This is a genomic window from Cypionkella sp. TWP1-2-1b2 (assembly GCF_049896245.1).
In the GTDB taxonomy this organism is placed as follows: domain Bacteria; phylum Pseudomonadota; class Alphaproteobacteria; order Rhodobacterales; family Rhodobacteraceae; genus Cypionkella.
In genome coordinates this window covers 79,216-92,356 of record NZ_JAFCTX010000006.1, presented here as the reverse complement: position 1 = coordinate 92,356, position 13,141 = coordinate 79,216, and the positions used below count along the sequence as shown (strand labels likewise).

The 13,141-nt window shown below is 60.6% G+C and carries 16 protein-coding genes; 1 reads left to right on the top strand and 15 read right to left on the bottom strand.

Going from position 1 to position 13,141, the window contains the following annotated elements:
• Positions 1-52: 52 nt before the first annotated feature.
• The 13 genes from tilS to ruvC all read right to left on the bottom strand — a co-directional run bounded on the left by tilS (position 53) and on the right by ruvC (position 11,065).
• Positions 53-1,321: a tRNA lysidine(34) synthetase TilS gene (gene tilS, locus ACP7AP_RS05510; protein ID WP_426033041.1), complete on the bottom strand. Its 1,269-nt coding sequence runs from the start codon at positions 1,319-1,321 to the stop codon at positions 53-55.
• Complete coding sequence (ybgF, locus tag ACP7AP_RS05505; RefSeq protein WP_426033039.1) at positions 1,312-2,175, bottom strand: tol-pal system protein YbgF; 864 nt, start codon at positions 2,173-2,175, stop codon at positions 1,312-1,314. Before ybgF ends, tilS begins: the two co-directional genes overlap by 10 nt.
• Positions 2,176-2,255: 80 nt before the next feature.
• Entirely contained in the window at positions 2,256-2,783 is a 528-nt protein-coding gene (gene pal, locus ACP7AP_RS05500) for a peptidoglycan-associated lipoprotein Pal (RefSeq protein WP_426033037.1), read from the bottom strand.
• An 84-nt stretch (positions 2,784-2,867) separates the two neighbouring features.
• Entirely contained in the window at positions 2,868-4,184 is a 1,317-nt protein-coding gene (tolB, locus tag ACP7AP_RS05495) for a Tol-Pal system beta propeller repeat protein TolB (RefSeq protein WP_426033035.1), read from the bottom strand.
• A 95-nt stretch (positions 4,185-4,279) separates the two neighbouring features.
• Positions 4,280-5,533, bottom strand: a complete 1,254-nt coding sequence (locus ACP7AP_RS05490) for a hypothetical protein (protein ID WP_426033033.1) — start codon at positions 5,531-5,533, stop codon at positions 4,280-4,282.
• A gap of 6 nt (positions 5,534-5,539) precedes the next feature.
• Positions 5,540-6,004 (bottom strand): protein TolR, encoded by a 465-nt coding sequence (tolR, locus tag ACP7AP_RS05485; RefSeq protein ID WP_426033031.1) that lies wholly within the window; start codon positions 6,002-6,004, stop codon positions 5,540-5,542.
• A gap of 1 nt (position 6,005) precedes the next feature.
• On the bottom strand, positions 6,006-6,701 hold the full coding sequence (tolQ, locus tag ACP7AP_RS05480) for a protein TolQ (RefSeq protein WP_426033029.1): 696 nt from the start codon (positions 6,699-6,701) through the stop codon (positions 6,006-6,008).
• Positions 6,702-6,855: 154 nt separating this feature from the next.
• Positions 6,856-7,254 (bottom strand): tol-pal system-associated acyl-CoA thioesterase, encoded by a 399-nt coding sequence (gene ybgC, locus ACP7AP_RS05475; protein ID WP_426033027.1) that lies wholly within the window; start codon positions 7,252-7,254, stop codon positions 6,856-6,858.
• Positions 7,241-7,936: a DUF2161 family putative PD-(D/E)XK-type phosphodiesterase gene (locus tag ACP7AP_RS05470; RefSeq protein WP_426033025.1), complete on the bottom strand. Its 696-nt coding sequence runs from the start codon at positions 7,934-7,936 to the stop codon at positions 7,241-7,243. The genes ybgC and ACP7AP_RS05470 overlap by 14 nt, the downstream gene beginning before the upstream one ends.
• On the bottom strand, positions 7,933-8,544 hold the full coding sequence (locus ACP7AP_RS05465) for a hypothetical protein (RefSeq protein WP_426033023.1): 612 nt from the start codon (positions 8,542-8,544) through the stop codon (positions 7,933-7,935). Before ACP7AP_RS05465 ends, ACP7AP_RS05470 begins: the two co-directional genes overlap by 4 nt.
• A gap of 300 nt (positions 8,545-8,844) precedes the next feature.
• The gene (ruvB, locus tag ACP7AP_RS05460) at positions 8,845-9,873 is read right to left on the bottom strand and encodes a Holliday junction branch migration DNA helicase RuvB (protein ID WP_426033187.1); all 1,029 of its coding nucleotides are present in this window, start codon (positions 9,871-9,873) and stop codon (positions 8,845-8,847) included.
• Positions 9,870-10,550, bottom strand: a complete 681-nt coding sequence (gene ruvA / locus ACP7AP_RS05455; protein WP_426033021.1) for a Holliday junction branch migration protein RuvA — start codon at positions 10,548-10,550, stop codon at positions 9,870-9,872. Before ruvA ends, ruvB begins: the two co-directional genes overlap by 4 nt.
• Entirely contained in the window at positions 10,547-11,065 is a 519-nt protein-coding gene (gene ruvC, locus ACP7AP_RS05450) for a crossover junction endodeoxyribonuclease RuvC (RefSeq protein ID WP_426033019.1), read from the bottom strand. The genes ruvA and ruvC overlap by 4 nt, the downstream gene beginning before the upstream one ends.
• A 341-nt stretch (positions 11,066-11,406) precedes the next feature.
• On the opposite strand from ruvC, the gene ACP7AP_RS05445 reads away from it, so the two are divergent.
• Complete coding sequence (locus tag ACP7AP_RS05445) at positions 11,407-11,610, top strand: DUF1127 domain-containing protein (protein ID WP_304924648.1); 204 nt, start codon at positions 11,407-11,409, stop codon at positions 11,608-11,610.
• Between the two features lie 187 nt (positions 11,611-11,797).
• On the opposite strand, the gene ACP7AP_RS05440 is transcribed toward ACP7AP_RS05445, so the two are convergent.
• Together ACP7AP_RS05440 and ACP7AP_RS05435 are read right to left on the bottom strand one after the other, a co-directional pair.
• Entirely contained in the window at positions 11,798-12,148 is a 351-nt protein-coding gene (locus ACP7AP_RS05440; RefSeq protein ID WP_426033017.1) for a hypothetical protein, read from the bottom strand.
• 119 nt (positions 12,149-12,267) lie between these two features.
• The gene (locus tag ACP7AP_RS05435; RefSeq protein WP_426033015.1) at positions 12,268-13,140 is read right to left on the bottom strand and encodes a 50S ribosomal protein L11 methyltransferase; all 873 of its coding nucleotides are present in this window, start codon (positions 13,138-13,140) and stop codon (positions 12,268-12,270) included.
• Position 13,141: the final 1 nt, after the last annotated feature.

The window sequence follows — 13,141 nt, the reverse complement described above, 5'->3', positions numbered from 1 at the left end:
TTTGGGGCCAATTTCGGCGGTTAGTCTCAAGATAGAGATAAGTCGCGCGGGTTCAATGCGATAAGACAAAGGAAGCGAAGCTGGGGCTGCAATTCGCGCACCAATCATTGGAAAATCCGGCCAGGGGTGCGGCAATAAGCGCATCACCGCGCCAGATTGCCGGGGTGACCAGCAGCGCATCGCGGGGATGGCCAACGCTGCGCCAGTCGTTGCAGGCGGCCAGACCTGCGGTGCCAAGCGCCCGGATGCTCAGATTGGGGGCATGTGGGCCGGTCAGGTGCCAGCGGTTGTCCCACAGTTGCGTGGTCGGACAGGCAAGGCTTTGCACCGCCTTCGCCTCGCGTAAAATCTGGATCGTATCGGTCTTGGCCTTAAAGCGCACGCCGCCAAGGGTAGCATCTTTTTGCGCAGCAATCGCCCATTGCACTGCCATCAGCCCGCTTTCGCGCGGCGGATATGCGACGCCCGAAGTCCAGCGCAGTGCGGCAATCAACAGGCGGCGTTGAATTTCCATCGGCAGCGCAAGATATCCGTCACGCGAAAAGCTCAATGATCCCGCCGCCGTCTGCGAGACCATCCGCGCCGTGTTGGCGAGTTGCCAGCCGATCGCCCCGCGCGCCATAGCAAGATTATCGCTGACCCCCGCCAACGTCGCCGCAGTAATTCCCAAAGGGCGCAGCGCCTGTAGCACACGGCGCGCCTTCACGCGGGCAAAGCCCTCATCGTCATTACTCGGGTCTTCCACCCAAGCCAAACCCTGCGCCCGCAGATACTGCCGCAAATCGTCCCGCGTCACCGACAGCAGCGGGCGCAACCAGCCAATGCCATGCTCTGGCCAAGCCACCCGCATCCCGGAAAGCCCGTCCAAACCAGCTTTCCGCGCCAGCCCCATCAGAAAGGTTTCAGCTTGATCGTCGGAGGTATGACCCAAAACCACATCGGCAATATCACGTTGATGCGCCCAATCAGCCACCAGTTTGTAGCGGGCGCGGCGGGCCTGATCCATCAGATTTCCCGCGATTTCACCATGATCCCAGACACTTGTCTGATGCGCAATCGCAAGCCCGGCGCAAACTTGCGCCACCATCGCGGCCTCTGCCGCCGCCTCGGCGCGCAACCCGTGATCTACAGTGATCGCTTCCACCCGCCAGCCGCGCAAGGCCCCGGCCCTGTGCATCAAATGCAGCAGCGCCATCGAATCGCCGCCGCCCGAAACCATCACCCCCACCACCTGCGGTGCAGGGTCTCGCCACGCATAGCTTTGCGCGACTTCGTTCAGCAGGCGCGTTTCTAAGTCAGAGGCTGGTCCGCTTACGGACACCCCAGCCCCTGCATCGAGACCTGCGCATTGGTGGCATGAATGGTGCCCGGAAAGCGGTTGCCAACCTCGGCCAAGGTGACACAAGCATCCGGGGTCTGGCCCAATACGCCCAAGGCCTGCCCCAGCTTCAGCAGCGATTCCGCCGCAAACGGCCCATCCGGTTTACCCGAAAACGCCTCCAGATAGGCCCGCGCCGCGTTGGCAGTATCATCCAGCTTGGTCAAAGCCTCGCCGCGGTTGAAATTGGCTTCCTCGCTTAACGGGCTGCCAGGATAGGATTGCGTAAAGGTCGCAAAGAGGTCCGCGGCGCCGCGAAAGTCACCTTGACCGAGCACCGCCTTGGCCCGGTCAAAATCGTTCTTCTCGCCCATTGCCAATTCCGGCGCATCTGCCGCCGTCGTATCTGTCGCGGCGGCCGGGGCCGGATCAGCCGCAGCAGCCGCCGGAGCCGGAGCCGGAGCCGCCGCAGAATTTCCGCCCGTATCGCCACCCAAAACCGGAGTTTCCGGGATATTCGACGGATCGCAACCCTCGGTCTGCTCGCACAGCCGGAACTCGATATCACCGATCCGGTTGGTGCCATCGCTGACCACCCGGTTCAGCTTCATCTCGATTTCCTCTGCCTTCGCGGTCACCCGCGTCAGCTCGGCCTCCATCGCATCCATCCGCTGCAAAGCGTCACCACCCGCAGCGCCGGTCGAAGCCGCCCCCGATTGCACCAGCTCGGCCTTCAAGGCGTTGAACTGCGCCGACAACTGGCCCAACTCGGCCTTCAGATCCGCAAGGGTCTGCGCCTTGTCCTGCGCAACCGCAGGCAAAGGGAGCAGAGCAAGACACAGAACCAGCCAACGCATCAGATCAGTCTCCGTTTCAAGTTGGGACCCGCCCTGCGGCAAGCCCCCATCAGTTCAAGTCGTCACATTAAGCGCCGGAACTAGGCTGCGGTTCCCATCGACAACACTGTCACAGCGCGGCGGTTTTTCGAATAGCAGCCCTCGTCAGAGCAGACCTCAATCGGGCGCTCTTTGCCGTAGGAAATCGTCCGCATCCGGCTGGCCGACACGCCCTGGCTGATCAGGAAATCCTGCACAGAAGCCGCACGACGCGCGCCCAACGCAAGGTTATACTCGCGGGTGCCCTGCTCATCGGCATGGCCTTCGATGATGATCGCGTAATCGCCATTGGTCGCCAGCCACGAGGCTTGCCCCGCCAACACGCCACGCGCTTCCGGCGTCAGCGTCGATTGATCCACCGGGAATAGCACGCGGTCGCCCACCGATTGGTTGAAATAAGCGATCGAGCGTGGATTGCTCGGGTCGCCCAGACCATTGGTGTTGATGCCAGAGCCTGCACCAGTGTTCATACCATCGGCACCCGTGCCGTTTTTATAGCGGTCGGGGTTGTTACAGGCAGCCAAACCAAGGGCGGCAACGATCAGCAGGGCTTTCGGAAGCAAAGTCATCAGGGGTTATCCTTTTCTTATGGGCTCGATTGCGCCCGTTATATCAGCTTTGCGCCGCCATGGGAATCAGTGGCGCATTAAGAATTACGGCAGCATCGGCGACCAAGACGGGTCAGAGGCCGGGCCTTCGGTCGGGATCGCCTTCAGGTTCCGCCCCGACACATCCACCGACATCAAGCCTGCCTGACCACCCGCGCCAGCACCCTCGCGAGTGAACATGATCACCCGGCCATTCGGGGCCCAGGTCGGGCCTTCATCCAGAAAAGACGCCGTCAGCAGACGCTCCTCAGAACCATCGGTCAGCATCGCGCCTATGTGGAAGCGGCCCTCGTTCTGCTTGGTAAACGCGATCATATCGCCGCGCGGGCTCCACACCGGGGTCGAATAGCGGCCCTTGCCGTTGGAAATCCGCTCACCTTCGCCGCCGCCTGCGCCCATCATATAGATCTGCTGGGTGCCGGAGCGATCCGACTCAAACACGATTTTCGAGCCATCCGGGCTAAAGCTGGGCGAGGTTTCAATCGACGGCGCATTGGTCAACTGGCTCATCGCGCCCGAGTTGATATCCATCGAGTAAATGTCACTATTGCCGCCCTTTTCCAGACTGAACACCACGGTGTTGCCATCCGGGCTGAACCGCGGCGCGAAGGTCATCGTGCCGGGCACTTCGCCCAGATTGCGGGTTTTCAGTGACCCCACATCCATCAGATAAATCGCCGGAAAGCCCGAGGCATAGGACGTAAACAAAATCCGGTCGCCCGAGGGCGAGAACCGGGGGGCGAGCACAATGCTGCTGCTATCGGTCAGATATTTCACATTCGCGCCGTCATAATCCATCACGCCCAGCCGCTTCTGGCGTTGGTTCTTCGGCCCACTTTCGGCGACATAAACCACCCGGCTGTCGAAATACGGCCCCTCGCCAGTGATCCGAGAATACACCGCATCCGCCACCTTATGCGCCATCCGCCGCCAACTGCCCGGAGTGCCCGCAAATTGCAGCCCCTCGCCCAACGGCTGCCCCGAGGCCACGTCAAACAGCCGGAACTTCACCACAATCCGGTCGCCCCCCGCCTGCACCGCCCCGGTGATCAAGGCTTGGGTGTTGATCGCCTGCCAATCGGGGTAGGAAATCGGCGCGTCGAATGAGGTGACGCGGCTGATATAAGCATCCTTCGGGGTCTCAATAAACAGCCCCGTGCCAGCAAGGTCCGCAGCCACCACCCGAGAGATATTCGCAGCAAGCTCCCCCGCCCCGCCCTCGTCGATAAAGTCAGGCACCGCGAAGGGCATCGGTTCGATCACCGGAGAGTTGATGTCGATGGTGATCTCGGCATGGGCGGCTGTGGTCAGGCTGCAAAGCCCGATCAGCAGTGCGGCAGCCAGGGTTTTGAAAGGGCGCATCTTGTCCTCGTTTTTCAAGGGCGAATTATGTGGCCTGCTCTGGCCTTGTGACTGTGCGGGTTCTGCGCGGGGTTTGCAGGGGAAAATTTGGGTGATCATCTCAGCCTCATGCCGCTGGCGTCGAAATTCAGGTTCATCACATTCCACTCGCTGTATTTGGCGGGGTCGAGATCGTAGCCAGCCTTGCCACCACAGCCCTTGACGCCTCGGATCACTGCACGACGGGCCGCATCAAAGGCTTGGACCGCCGCAGCTTCATCGCCGCCCGAGAAGGTGGTCATGGTGATGCCATTGCTATCCGGCGTGCCATCTTCCTTCATCTCAACACGCAAGGTCAGCTTGATCCGCTGCGCAGCCGTCGAAAGCGTGCCGATGTTCCAACATTGGTTAATCGAGACACGCAGCCCATCCTTTTCGCCCGCCGTCATCGGCGGACCTTCGGGAATATCGGTCTGCCCGCCATCCTGCACGGGCGCATCCGAAACTTCAGCCGCCAAAGCCGCATCAACCGCCGCCTGTGTCGCCTCTGCATCGGCCTTGGCCTGCGCGTCAGCCTTCTCTTGAGCCTTCTTCGCCGCCTTTTCATCCGCCTTGGCCTGCTTTTCAGCCTCGGCCTTGGCATCCTTCTCCGCCTGCGCATCCAGCGCCACCTGTGGGTCTTCCACCGGGGTTTCGACCACAGGCTTGTCCGGCCGGGTCCGCGGGCGCACGCTGGCGGTCGGGGCCAGTTCCGGCGCATCCGTTGCCACCGCATCCGGCGCAGTCTGTGCTGCGGCGTCTTCCGGCGCTGCGGCGGGCTTTTGTTCTTCGACCACAGGCTGATTGGTCGGCTGATCCGTCACCTCGGGCGTGGTCTGATCGGCCACCTCCGGGGTTTTCTCCGGGCTGACCATCGGCATATCGGTGATCTTAGTTGAGGACCGGGGCTTTGGCTTTACGGTGCTCAACGGCACCGGGATCGGCTGTTCTGCCTCGGCAATCGGGGCGACAACTGGCGGCGCTTCATTCGGCTGCGGATCGACGGCCACCGGAATATCGGGCGATGGCTGCGCGGGTTCCACCGGGCTCGGTTCGGCCACCGCCACCTCAGGCTCGACCGGAGCAGGCGCTTCGACCTGTGGTTTGGGCGCAGGCTTGGCGGCAGGCTTCACCTCGGGCTTATCCGCCTTCGGCTTGACGGATTTAGCCGCCGCATCCTGCATCGCCTTCAAATCCGATTCCGACACCATCGACACCTGCACCGACTCCGGTGGCGGCAGCTCGCGCGGCGCAAACAGCCAATCGCCCAGCACCACCCAGGTGATGACGACCGCATGGCCGATACCGGAAAGGATCTGGCTTTTGTCCATCGCGCGCTAGTTGCCGTCCATCTTCGGCCCGCCCGCATCGGTCACAAGCCCAATGTTGCTGAACCCGCCCGCCGACAGTGCCCCCATCACCTCCGCCACGCGGGTGTAAGGCAGCGCCCCATCGGCCCGCAGGAAAATCTTGTCGGATTTGCGTGTCGTCGCAATCGCTTGCAACTTCTTGATCAGATCGGCATCGGCGACTTCCGAGGTCTGGATCATCAGCACGCCCTCAGCAGTGATCGACACCGTCAACGGCTCCTCTTGCTCGGTCGGCAAGCTGGTCGCAGCCGTCTTCGGCAACTCCAAAGGCACCCCAACCGTCAGCATCGGCGCGGTCACCATGAAGATGATCAGCAACACCAGCATCACATCGACAAACGGCGTGATGTTGATATCGGCCATCGCCGCCGAGGAACCCCGCCGCCGCCTGCGCCCGCCGCCGCCAGATTTCTTGACAACCCCCGCGGCCATATCAGGCGTCCAACTGGCGCGACAGGATCGTCGCAAACTCATCGGCAAACGCCTCATACCCGCTGGTGATATGCTCGCTGTCCGCATTCAGCTTGTTATAGAAAATCACCGCCGGGATAGCCGCAACCAGACCGATCCCGGTCGCCATCAAAGCCTCGGCAATCCCCGGCGCGACCGTCGCAAGATCGGTATTCTTCGTCGCCGCAATCTGGGTAAACGCGTGCATGATGCCATACACGGTGCCGAACAACCCGATGAACGGCGCTGTCGCCCCCACGGTGGCAAGGAAGCTGAGCCCCTTGTTCAGCACCCCGGCCTCGCGCGCAATCGCCACGTCCATCGCCCGGTCAATCCGCGCCTGCGCGCCCGCGATCAAGCCGCCATCCTGCCGGTGCGAGCGTCGCCACTCCAGCATCCCGGCTGCAAAAATCTTCTCAGACGGCCCCTGCGGATCGCCGCCGATCTTCTCGAACAGCCCGTCCAACGGCTCGCCCGACCAGAACTCGCGGTCAAACACAGTCGCCTCGCCGCGTGATTTGCGAAACATAATGTGTTTCTGAATGATGATCGACCATGACCAAAACGACATCACAATCAGGCACATCATCACGAGTTTCACCGTGAGGGTTGCGCGAAAAAATAGGGCGAGCATAGAGAAATCAATCTCTTGCGCCATACCGACGGCTTCAGTGTTCATAACGCCTGCTCTTGTTATCGGGGCTCTTTGGCCGCCTATTGCCCTAATCTTAACAAGAATTGAACCCTATTGCCAACACAATGGCGCGATCTTGGCAACAAACCGCCCCTAAAGCTGGGTTGCGTGAACAGGTGCCTAAATTTGACGCGCGGCTTTAATGCAGCGCAGGCAACAGCTTAGCGCGCATATCCGCCGGAATACGCGCAGGGTGGCCCGCATCGGTCAGACACACCAATGTAATATGCGCCACAAACAACCGCTCGCCCCCGCGCAAAACCTGCTGCCGCAGTTCAATCCGCGCGCCCGAAACCGCCAGACATTGCGTCGTCACCGCCAATTCATCATCAAATTTGGCAGGCCGCAAATAATCCGCCTCCACCCGGCACACCGCAAACACCAGCCCCTGATCGGCTTTCAGCGCGATTTGATCCACCCCCAAAGCCCGCACCCACTCCGACCGACCGCGCTCGATGAACTTCAGGTAATTGGCGTAATAAACCACGCCCGCAAGGTCAGTGTCCTCATAATACACCCGCAAATCAAACTGATGCATCTTGCCCCCCCACTCTTGCGCAATCCAGCCGCGCAATCTCGGCAGCCTCCGCCACAATCGCCACCTGCCCCTGCGGCGTCAAAGCGTAAATCCCGGTGGAGACCCGCTCAAACCAGCCATAATGATCGGCACGCAAAATATCACCAGCCCGCGCCACACCAGCGGCTTTGGCGATGGCGGCGGGTTTCACCGCCCCCGCCTGCATCGCCAGCAAACACCGCAAAGCATCCTGCCGATACGCCGTCACCCGCTTGATGCCCGTCGTACCGCCCAAATTCGGATCGCCCACCCGCCGCTCAAACTCGCGCAACAACCGCCCCGCCCTGATGGTATTCTTGCGCGGGCTATACGGCGCGGGGTCCAGATGCGCCTCCACCTGCCCCGGTTTCACCGCCAAAAGCCCGAGCCCCAGCCGCCGACACAAAGCCACAATATCCTTATAGCGCAGCTTCCAGCCCTTTTCCGTCACCGGAACCGCCAGATAGACATCGTCAAACATCGCTTGACGCGCTACCCCCTGCATCACCAGCGCGAGGCTAAACGACAGCTTCATCTCAACCACCACCGCAGGTTCAACGCCGCGCCGCGCCAGAATATCGCAAGCGCCAACTTCACCCTTCACCACATAGCCCTGAGCCTCAAGATAAGCTTTCAGGTCCGGGTAAAGATCCGCCTCTTTCACAGCCGCGCCGCCAGCCGGAACGCATGTGACGCATCCCGCGCCACCACCGGCATATGCCGCGCATAGCCCGCCCGGATGATCCCCGCCACATTGGGGCGCAAAATCACCCGATCCTCGATACGCGCCAACGGCGACACCTCAACAAACGCCTTATCCGACCACAGCAAAATCACCTGTGCCGCCTGCGCCAAAGCCAAATCCTCTGCCGCGATCGCGGCCAGATGATCATCCATCCGCAAAAACACGAAACTCGCCTTGATCGCGCCATCGGGATCAAAGCGGAAAAACCGATACTGATTGGCCCCCGCCAGTTCAAGCCGATCACACAACGGCCCCAAATCCGGCACCAACCGCTCAAGGTTCGGCACCTGCGGCAACTCCGCCCAGTCGCGAAAGAAGAACACCATCAGGTTCGCGCCCAGTTCCGGGTCATGCTCGGCCATCTTATGGCTGGCGAGCGTCACCACCGCCTCAATCGCCCCCTTCATAACACTCAGAGTCTCCGCCTCGACCCCAAACACCACAGGCACAATCGGTCTACCCCAACGCGCGAACAGATAGCTGCCGTCCGCCCTGGTGAAAAACATCTGAACCTGTTCGGGTGTCATAAAGGCCTCCATCTTACGCCCCTCCGATAGCGCGGCTAGGTGCCATGCTCAATCCTGCAAGGCTGATCGGGTTGAGACATGCGCCTCCGGCTAAGCGGAATATGAGTATTCCGCTCTGGATATTTTAGCAGAGAGGATGACCAAAGAGCCTCAATCTGCCCGTTTCACATTGGCCTAAATACTCCCGCCGGAGGCTCTTAGGCATCCCCCAGCGTCACGCGTCAAAGCTTAACAATCCCTGAACGCCTACCTGCAAGCCCTTGATTCCATATAAACCAAACCCTTGTCCACGCGTGGACATTAGCCTTCAAACAAATCCGACTGGCCCGCAGGACGCGGTGCCTCCAACCCCAAATGCCGCCAAGCCCGCGCCGCCAACATCCGCCCGCGCGGGGTCCGTTGCAGCAACCCCTGCTGGAGCAAATAGGGCTCGATCACCTCCTCCACCGCATCCCTTGCCTCGGATAAGGCCGCCGCAATCGTCTCAACCCCAACAGGCCCGCCGCCGTAATGCTCGGCCAGCAGCATCAGATACCGCCGATCCGCACCATCCAACCCGATCTCATCAACCCCGAGCCGGGTCAGCGCCCGGTCCGCAATCGCGCGGGTCAGCCGACCATCGCCTTCGACGGTGACAAAATCCACCACCCGCCGCAACAGCCGCCCCGCGATCCGAGGCGTCCCCCGCGCACGCTTGGCAATCTCTCGCGTGCCTTCCGGGTCAGACGGAATCCCCAACAGCCGCGCGCCACGGGTCACGATCAAATCCAACTCATCCTCGGTGTAAAACTGCAACCGCATCGGTATCCCGAACCGATCCCTGAGGGGCGTCGTCAGCAACCCCAGCCGGGTCGTCGCACCTACCAGCGTGAACGGCTGCAACTCAATCCGCACGGTGCGCGCCGCAGGGCCTTCGCCGATCACCAGATCGAGCGCGAAATCTTCCATCGCCGGATACAACACCTCCTCGACAACCGGAGACAGCCGGTGAATCTCGTCAATGAACAGCACATCGCGCGGTTCAAGATTGGTCAGGATCGCCGCCAGATCACCGGGTTTCGCCAGCACCGGGCCGGAGGTCATCCGAAACCCCACCCCCAATTCGCGCGCCATGATCTGCGCAAGGGTGGTTTTCCCCAACCCCGGCGGGCCGTGAAACAGCGTGTGATCCATCGACTCGCCACGGATTTTCGCGGATTCGATAAATACCCGCAGGTTGGCACGGGCCTCTTGTTGGCCGACGAAATCCTCCAAAACCTGCGGGCGCAGGGCGCGGTCAAGGTCTTCGGGCAAAGCTTCGGGGCGCAGATCGGGGTCAGATTGCATCAGCGCGCCTTCGGAGCCAGCAGTTTCAACGCCGCCCGGATCAACGTGGCGGTGTCAACCTCGGGTTGTTCCACCGCAATAGTGGAGATCGCCTGCGCCGCCTCGCCATGCGCGTAGCCCAAATTCACCAGCGCCGACAAAGCGTCCGCCGCAAAGCCCGCGCGATTTTGCGCAAGTGTTGGTGCCACCACTTTGCGTGGGGCCATCGGCGTCACAGGTTCCAAAACACTTTCATCGGCTTCCGCCGCGACCGCCAGATTTGCCCCCATCGCCATGATAGACGGGGCTTTCGATTTCAACTCCAGTATCACCCGCTGCGCCAGTTTCGGCCCCACGCCCGGAGCCGCTTGTATCGCCCGCTGGTCGCCCAAAGTCAGCGCCCGCGCCACGCCATCGGCGCCCAACGTCCCCATGATCGCCATCGCGGCCTTGGCCCCAACGCCCTGCACGGTCGTCAGCAGCTTGTGCCATTCCTTATCCAGAAGTGTCGCGAATCCAAACAGTTGCAGCAGATCCTCGCGCACCAGCAGATCGGTATACAAAGACACCGCCTCACCCACCGAGGGCATCGCGGCCAAGGTGCGGTCGTTGACATAGACGATATAGCCAACCCCGCGCACGTCGATCAGCACCTGATCCGACCCGCGCCAATCCAGCCGCCCCGAAAGCTTCCCGATCATCCAACTGCCCTTTTCATCGCCGCCTGCAAACGGCCCGCGCTTTGCAGATGATGCGCGTGGCAGATCGCAATCGCCAGCGCATCCGCCGCATCTGGCCCCGCAATCTTCACGCCCGGCAGTTGCACCCGCACCATATGATCGACCTGGCCCTTGTCGGCATGGCCCACCCCCACCACGGTTTTCTTCACCGCATTCGGGGCATATTCGCCCACCGTCAGGCCAAACTGCGCGGGCACCAACAAGGCAATGCCACGCGCCTGCCCCAGCTTCAGCGTCGCCACCGCATCCTTGTTCACAAACGTATGCTCCACCGCCGCCGCATCGGGGGCGTATTGCCGCAAGACTTCGGTCAACTGGCTGTGCAATGAGAACAATCTTTGCGCCAGATCGCCGTCACCTTCGCCGGGGGCCGAGTGGCAAATGCCATTCGCGACATGGGTAAGTTTCGAGCCCACCACATCAATCACCCCCCAGCCGAGGTTGCGCAAACCGGGGTCGATTCCCAAAACCCGCATCCCCGCCCCTTTTTCTTTTGGTTTTTCGCAGATTTTCTGCTTTGGACAGAATTAGCACGAAAAGAGAACATCCGCCAAGGGGCAATTAAATCTTGCCGCGAGAACAACCGCAGATTATGCAGCTGCGCTAAAGCGACATTCCTTCTGCGAAACACGACCAAAATACGCGTTGTTTCCAAACCGCCTATAAAATAACGGCAGAATTGTGGCGGATGGCTATGCAATGGGCGCAATGCAGACCTGCTTGCGTGTCCGTTGCGCGCGCATTTAAGCATAGCTAAATACGTCCCACCGGAAGCATGGTGCTGTTCGGGTACAAAAGTTTGTAAAGGATAACCGCTATGGCCGCCTATGAGTCGTCCCGCGCGGCGCCGTTTGGTGCCATCTCGATTTTCCGTTCTGTTCAGGTCGTCTCGACGTTCGCGAACAGCTTCGCTGCTTGGAATGATGCACGGATCACGCGTCGCGCTCTGGGCAAACTGTCTGACCGTGAGCTTGACGATATCGGTCTGTGCCGTGGTGATGTGGAATTGATCGGTCGTTAACTGCTTTTGGATTGATCTGAAATCAGATCAGTCCATGCGCGGCGGACTGATCTTATCGGATGTAAAAAGGGTCGGTGCCGTGTGGCGTCGACCCTTTGCGTTTGTGGTGTTGAACAAATAAAAAACGCAGGCAAGGCCGCCGTGGCCCGCCTGCTTTGGTGCTAAAAATGGCTCGCTTAAATACGAGCTATTTGAAGGCTTGCAGACCTTCGTTGATTTTGCCTGCGACAAACACCGTCGCTGGGTCAGCCTGCATCAGCCAACCACCCAAGCGATCAAAGCCTTCGCCAACCTGCAAAGCCTGCACGCGCTGGTCATAAGATTTCGCACCAACCGATTGATAAATCATCCCCTTCAGACCGATGCCTGCGCAAAGCACTAACAGCAGCGGCAGCAGATACGAGCGGCGTTTGAGCGCAGGAGGGTTGAAGTAGGAGCGCCCGAGCGTTCCGGCGGGATAAAAGCCATAGCCTTTGGCGCGCTTTTTCTCAAAGCGCGCGACATTATTGTAAAAATCCACCAGATTCGGGTCGGCCATCCGAATAACTCCGTATTCACTGGCCCCCACCTTTTCATAACTTACGCGCAGATTATGGCAAAATTTAGGCGACACGCAAAGTTTGCCGTCATTTCGCCGTTAATCTTGCGTTAACCGTCTTAGTTCCGCCGCATCACCAGACACGACCACTCACCCAGATCTTCGCGGGCCTGCGGGGTGAAACCATTGGCAACATAGGCGGCGGTAATAGCCTCGGCCTGAACCACCAACAGACCTGACAGAATGATCAGGCCGTTTTGCGCCAGATGCTTGGCCATGTCCGGCGCAAGTTCGACCAGCGGGCCTTTCAGGATATTGGCAAACACCAGATCATAGGGCGCGGCTTCGGCCAGACGCGGATGCGCGAAACCGGCGGCCTCCATCGTCTCAATCCGGCCTTCCATATGGTTGATCGCAACATTGGCTTCGGCCACGTCAACGGCAACTTCGTCGATATCGCTGGCGATAACCAAAGCATCGGGCAGCACCGCAGCCGCAGCCAAAGCCAGCACGGCCGTGCCGCAACCGATATCCGCGACCTTAGCGGGGCGGAAGCCTTCACCATACAGCCGATCAAACGCCCGCAAGCAGCCCAAGGTGGTGCCATGATGGCCGGTGCCAAACGCCACCGTCGCCTCAATTTGCAGCGCGATCTTGTCGGCAGGCACCTTGTCGGCATCATGACTGCCATAAACGAAGAACCGCCCCGCCTCGACTGGCGAGAGTTCGCGGCGCACTTTGGCAACCCAGTCGATTTCGGGCAGCTCCGAGAGGACAAAGGGTTTGGCATTAAAGGCCATCGCCAGCAGTTCCAGCACAGCCTCTGACGGGGCTTCAAGAAAATACGCCCCAACTTCCCACAGCCCCGAGTCGTCCTCGATCTCAAACACGCCAACCCCGGTGGGTTCCTGTTCCATCTTCTCGATGGCTTCGGCCAAAGCATTGGCGGCGTCTTCGCCCATCAGGGTGGTCAAAGCGGTGTAGGTGGGCATT

Bases quoted from the DNA above. Each gene is read 5' to 3' on its own strand.
- ACP7AP_RS05465 (WP_426033023.1), bottom strand. From the start codon at position 8,544: ATGACACCCGAACAGGTTCAGATGTTTTTCACCAGGGCGGACGGCAGC.
- ybgC (WP_426033027.1), bottom strand. From the start codon at position 7,254: ATGCATCAGTTTGATTTGCGGGTGTATTATGAGGACACTGACCTTGCG.
- ybgF (WP_426033039.1), bottom strand. From the start codon at position 2,175: ATGCGTTGGCTGGTTCTGTGTCTTGCTCTGCTCCCTTTGCCTGCGGTT.
- pal (WP_426033037.1), bottom strand. From the start codon at position 2,783: ATGACTTTGCTTCCGAAAGCCCTGCTGATCGTTGCCGCCCTTGGTTTG.
- ruvC (WP_426033019.1), bottom strand. From the start codon at position 11,065: ATGCGGGTTTTGGGAATCGACCCCGGTTTGCGCAACCTCGGCTGGGGG.
- tolR (WP_426033031.1), bottom strand. From the start codon at position 6,004: ATGGCCGCGGGGGTTGTCAAGAAATCTGGCGGCGGCGGGCGCAGGCGG.
- tolQ (WP_426033029.1), bottom strand. From the start codon at position 6,701: ATGAACACTGAAGCCGTCGGTATGGCGCAAGAGATTGATTTCTCTATG.
- ruvA (WP_426033021.1), bottom strand. From the start codon at position 10,550: ATGATCGGGAAGCTTTCGGGGCGGCTGGATTGGCGCGGGTCGGATCAG.
- ACP7AP_RS05490 (WP_426033033.1), bottom strand. From the start codon at position 5,533: ATGGACAAAAGCCAGATCCTTTCCGGTATCGGCCATGCGGTCGTCATC.
- ACP7AP_RS05445 (WP_304924648.1), top strand. From the start codon at position 11,407: ATGGCCGCCTATGAGTCGTCCCGCGCGGCGCCGTTTGGTGCCATCTCG.
- ACP7AP_RS05435 (WP_426033015.1), bottom strand. From the start codon at position 13,140: ATGCCCACCTACACCGCTTTGACCACCCTGATGGGCGAAGACGCCGCC.
- tolB (WP_426033035.1), bottom strand. From the start codon at position 4,184: ATGCGCCCTTTCAAAACCCTGGCTGCCGCACTGCTGATCGGGCTTTGC.
- ACP7AP_RS05440 (WP_426033017.1), bottom strand. From the start codon at position 12,148: ATGGCCGACCCGAATCTGGTGGATTTTTACAATAATGTCGCGCGCTTT.